The sequence below is a fragment of the Streptomyces coerulescens genome (genome assembly GCF_042657965.1).
GTDB lineage: Bacteria > Actinomycetota > Actinomycetes > Streptomycetales > Streptomycetaceae > Streptomyces > Streptomyces coerulescens.
This window is the reverse complement of record NZ_JBHSKM010000036.1, coordinates 1-4,351: the sequence shown is the minus strand read 5'-3', so window position 1 is coordinate 4,351 and position 4,351 is coordinate 1. Positions and strand designations below refer to the sequence as shown.

Below are 4,351 nucleotides of genomic sequence, written 5' to 3'. Positions count from 1 at the left end.
CGCCTGGGCGCACCCCCTCCCCTCCCCGCCCCTCCTCGACTCATCCCCAAGCCCGCCCCCAGCCCATCCCCATGCCCATCCCAGCGCTTGACGGCACAGACTCACCGGAGCATTATTCATCGCATGATGAATTATTCGCCGACCGACTCCACCCGCTCCGACCCTCCCGACATCCCCGACACCCCCGCCATCCGAGCCGAGGCCCTGAACGTCGTCCGCGGCCCGCGCCAGGTACTCCGCGACCTCGCCTTCACCGTCCCGCGCGGCCAGATCACCGGTCTGCTCGGCCCGTCCGGCTGCGGCAAGACCACCCTCATGCGGGCGATCGTCGGTACCCAGGCCAAGGTCACCGGCACCCTCGACGTCCTCGGCCGCCCGGCAGGACACCCGACCCTGCGCACCCTCATCGGCTACGTCACGCAAGCCCCCTCCGTCTACGACGACCTGACGATCCGCCAGAATCTCGACTACTTCGCGGCGATCCTCGACCCGGGCCACGCCGCCGCCGACCGGCGCCACGAGAACGTCACCCGCGCCATCGCCGATGTCGACCTCACCAGTCACGCCGATGCCCTGGCCGGCAACCTCTCCGGCGGCCAGCGCAGCCGCGTCTCCCTAGCCGTCGCCCTGCTCGGCACCCCCGCACTCCTCGTCCTGGACGAACCCACGGTCGGTCTCGACCCGGTCCTACGCCGTGACCTGTGGAACCTCTTCCACGACATCGCCGCCTCCCGCGGCGCCACCCTCCTCATCTCCTCCCACGTCATGGACGAGGCCGAGCGCTGCCACCGCCTCCTCCTCATGCGCGAGGGCCAGATCCTCGCCGACGACACCCCCGAAGCCCTCCGCACCCGTACGGGGTCGGAGACCGTCGAGGCGGCCTTCCTGCACCTGGTCGACGAGGCGGTCGCCGCTGCCGCCGGCGCGAAGGAGACCACGCGATGACCACGACGACGAGCACGACCACCGCACTCCGGCCCGTCCCCACCGGCGCCCTGAACCTCGCCCGCACCACCGCCACCGCCGCCCGGGTCCTGCGCCAGCTCCGCCACGACCCGCGCACCATCGCGCTGATGCTCCTCGTGCCCTGCGTGATGCTGTTCCTGCTGCGCTACGTCTTCGACGGCAGCCCGCGCACCTTCGACAACATCGGCGCCTCCCTCCTCGGGATCTTCCCGCTGATCACGATGTTCCTGGTCACCTCCATCGCCACCCTGCGCGAACGCACCTCGGGCACCCTCGAACGCCTCCTCGCCATGCCCCTCGGCAAGGGCGACCTGATCGCCGGCTACGCCCTCGCCTTCGGCACCCTCGCGATCATCCAGTCCGCCCTGGCAACCGGACTCGCTCTCTGGTTCCTCGGCCTGGACGTCACCGGCAGCCCCTGGCTGCTCCTGCTGGTGGCCCTGCTCGACGCGCTGCTCGGCACCGCACTCGGTCTCTTCGTCTCGGCCTTCGCGGCCTCCGAATTCCAGGCCGTCCAGTTCATGCCGGCCGTGATCTTCCCCCAGCTCCTCCTCTGCGGCCTGTTCACTCCCCGCGACAACATGCACCCCGCCCTCGAAGCGGTCTCCAACGTCCTCCCCATGTCCTATGCCGTCGACGGCATGAACGAAGTGCTCAAGCACACCGACATGACGGCCAACTTCGTACGCGACGCCCTGATCGTGGCGGGCTGCGCCCTGCTGGTCCTGGGCCTGGGAGCGGCGACCCTGCGACGCAGGACGGCATGACCCTCGCGGGGCCGGGCCCGGCGTCGCCCGGACCGTCCGCCCACCGGACACGTCACCTCCGAAGGCGGCGCCCGGTGCGAGGATGAATCCGGACGACGCAACCCCCGGAGGACACCCCAGCCATGACTCAGAAAGTCGCAGTCCTCGGCACCGGCAAGATCGGCGAAGCCCTGCTCAGCGGAATGATCCGCGGCGGCTGGGCCCCGGCCGACCTCCTGGTGACGGCCCGCCGCGCGGAACGAGCCGAAGAACTCCGCACCCGCCACGGAGTCACCCCGGTCACCAACGCGGAAGCCGCCAAGACCGCCGACACCCTGATCCTCACCGTCAAGCCGCAGGACATGGGCACCCTCCTCGACGAGCTCGCCCCACACGTCCCGGCCGACCGCCTGGTGATCAGCGGAGCAGCCGGTATCCCCACTTCCTTCTTCGAGTCCCGCCTCGCCGCGGGCACCCCCGTCGTCCGCGTCATGACGAACACCCCCGCCCTCGTCGACGAGGCCATGTCCGTCATCTCCGCCGGCAGCCACGCCAGCGAGGCCGACCTCGTGCACACGGAGGAGATCTTCGGCTCCGTGGGCAAGACGCTCCGTGTCCCCGAGTCCCAGCAGGACGCCTGCACCGCGCTCTCCGGCTCCGGGCCGGCGTACTTCTTCTACCTGGTCGAAGCCATGACGGACGCCGGCATCCTCCTCGGCCTCCCCAGGGACAAGGCACACGACCTGATCGTCCAGTCCGCGATCGGCGCCGCGACGATGCTCCGCGACAGCGGCGAACACCCCGTCAAGCTCCGTGAGAACGTCACGTCGCCCGCCGGCACCACCATCAACGCCATCCGCGAACTTGAGAACCACGGCGTACGAGCCGCCCTCATCGCCGCTCTCGAAGCCGCCCGCGACCGCAGCCGCGAACTCGCCTCCGGCAGCAACAACAAGTGACGCCCGGCCGCCCCCTGCCCCAGGGGGCGGCCAGCGCACCCCGTTACACGATCATCCCGATATCGGCCGACGCGGTCGCAGCCGCCGGCAGCAGTCCGATCGCCCGATACGCGGCATCCACGGTCGGTCGAGCCATCGCCCGAGCCCGCTCCGCACCATCCCGCAGCACCCCCTCCACATAACCAGGATCCGCGCACAGCTCCCTGTGCCTGTCCTGTACGGGCTTGAGGACCTCGACCACGGCCTCTGCGGTGTCCTTCTTCAAGGCTCCGTACGATTCATATACACCGCTCAGCTCCGATGGGTTCCCACCCGTGCACGCCGCGAGGATCTCCAGCAGATTCGCCGGCCCCGGCCGAGCCTCCCGGTCGTACACGACCTCCCGCCCGCTGTCGGTCACGGCCCGCATGACCTTCTTCCGCACCACGTCCGGCTCATCGAGCAGATAGACGATCCCCGGCCCGGAATCATCGCTCTTGCCCATCTTCGCCGCCGGATCCTGCAAGTTCATGACCCGGGCCGCGACCCGCGGCGGCGTGGCCCGAGGCACCACGAACGTATGTCCGTACCGCTGGTTGAACCGCACCGCGAGATCCCGCGCGAGCTCCACATGCTGCGTCTGATCGTCCCCCACCGGCACCTCATCGGTCCCGTACGCCAGGATGTCCGCCGCCATCAGCACGGGATACGTCAACAGCGACAGCCGCACGCTCCCGCCCCGCACCCGCTCCCGCGCCGCCTTCTCCTTGTACTGGATCATCCGTCGCATCTCGCCGTCCGTGGCCACGCACTCCAGCACGTACGACAGTCGCGCGTGATCATCCACATGGCTCTGCACGAAGACGGTGCACAACTCCGGATCCAGCCCCGACGCCAACAACAACGTCGCCGCCTGCCGACTGAGCCTGCGCACCCGCGCCGGATCGTGGTCCACGGTCAGCGCGTGCAGATCGACGATGCAGAACAGCGCGTCCGCCTGGTGCTGATCGACGGTCGCCCACCGTCGCATGGCCCCCAGGTAGTTCCCCAGCGTCAGATGCCCGGTCGGCTTGACCCCACTGAAGACCCGCGTCATCTCTTCTCCACCTCCTGGTCGAGACCGCCGTCCCCGGCCGGCCGACCCTCTGGAGGAGAAACGAAAACGGCCGCCGAGGCGGCGGCCGTTGAATGCGTACGTGAGCGCGGCCGCCGTCAGGCGGCCCACCACAGCTGGGTACACGTACGCGTCGTCATGCGTCTCAGAGTACGCCCCGGGGTGCCACACGGAGTGAAGTTGACACGCCCGGAGCCGGTCCGTAGTGTTCTCCGAGTTGTCCGACGTGAGCGCCGACCCCGGTCGGTCCCCGGACAGCCACTCCGCAAGTACCAACCACTACTCGACGACAGTCGATCTGTCTGCCGTCGTTTCATTGGCGTGCGTATTTACGGAATGAGGAATCCGCGCTCGACAGAGCGCAGCCCCCGATTAGCTCGGGAGCCGGGAATCCGCTAAAGTCTCACTCGTCGGAACGGCCCAACGGCCGGGAAGACAGGCCCCGCTGACTGGGGGTCAGGCCCGAAAGGATCTGATAAAGTCGGAACCGCCGGAAAGGGAAATGCGAGAGCGGGAACCTGGAGAGCGCCGAGGAAATCGGATCGGAAAGATCTGATAGAGTCGGAAACGCAAGACCGAAGGGAAAC

General features: G+C 68.9%; 5 protein-coding genes. 3 read left to right on the top strand and 2 right to left on the bottom strand.

All coding sequences use genetic code 11. The features are described 5' to 3' along the window. Positions 1 to 123 precede the first annotated feature (123 nt). The 3 genes from ACFPQ9_RS35105 to proC all read left to right on the top strand — a co-directional run bounded on the left by ACFPQ9_RS35105 (position 124) and on the right by proC (position 2,671). Positions 124 to 945, top strand: a complete 822-nt coding sequence (locus ACFPQ9_RS35105; RefSeq protein WP_380862503.1) for an ABC transporter ATP-binding protein — start codon at positions 124 to 126, stop codon at positions 943 to 945. Beyond that, positions 942 to 1,733, top strand: coding sequence for an ABC transporter permease (locus ACFPQ9_RS35100; RefSeq protein WP_380862501.1), 792 nt, complete (start codon positions 942 to 944; stop codon positions 1,731 to 1,733). The genes ACFPQ9_RS35105 and ACFPQ9_RS35100 overlap by 4 nt, the downstream gene beginning before the upstream one ends. 122 nt (positions 1,734 to 1,855) lie before the next feature. Next, on the top strand, positions 1,856 to 2,671 hold the full coding sequence (gene proC / locus ACFPQ9_RS35095) for a pyrroline-5-carboxylate reductase (RefSeq protein WP_380862499.1): 816 nt from the start codon (positions 1,856 to 1,858) through the stop codon (positions 2,669 to 2,671). A gap of 43 nt (positions 2,672 to 2,714) precedes the next feature. On the opposite strand, the gene trpS is transcribed toward proC, so the two are convergent. Together trpS and ACFPQ9_RS35085 are read right to left on the bottom strand one after the other, a co-directional pair. Beyond that, positions 2,715 to 3,746: a tryptophan--tRNA ligase gene (gene trpS, locus ACFPQ9_RS35090; RefSeq protein ID WP_380862497.1), complete on the bottom strand. Its 1,032-nt coding sequence runs from the start codon at positions 3,744 to 3,746 to the stop codon at positions 2,715 to 2,717. A gap of 421 nt (positions 3,747 to 4,167) precedes the next feature. Continuing rightward, positions 4,168 to 4,351, bottom strand: a 184-nt coding sequence (locus ACFPQ9_RS35085; protein ID WP_380862495.1) for a hypothetical protein, incomplete at its 5' end; no start/stop codon positions are given.

Excerpts from the sequence above, each read along its gene's own strand:
- proC (WP_380862499.1), top strand. The coding sequence starts at position 1,856 with ATGACTCAGAAAGTCGCAGTCCTCGGCACCGGCAAGATCGGCGAAGCC.
- ACFPQ9_RS35100 (WP_380862501.1), top strand. The coding sequence starts at position 942 with ATGACCACGACGACGAGCACGACCACCGCACTCCGGCCCGTCCCCACC.
- ACFPQ9_RS35105 (WP_380862503.1), top strand. The coding sequence starts at position 124 with ATGATGAATTATTCGCCGACCGACTCCACCCGCTCCGACCCTCCCGAC.
- trpS (WP_380862497.1), bottom strand. The coding sequence starts at position 3,746 with ATGACGCGGGTCTTCAGTGGGGTCAAGCCGACCGGGCATCTGACGCTG.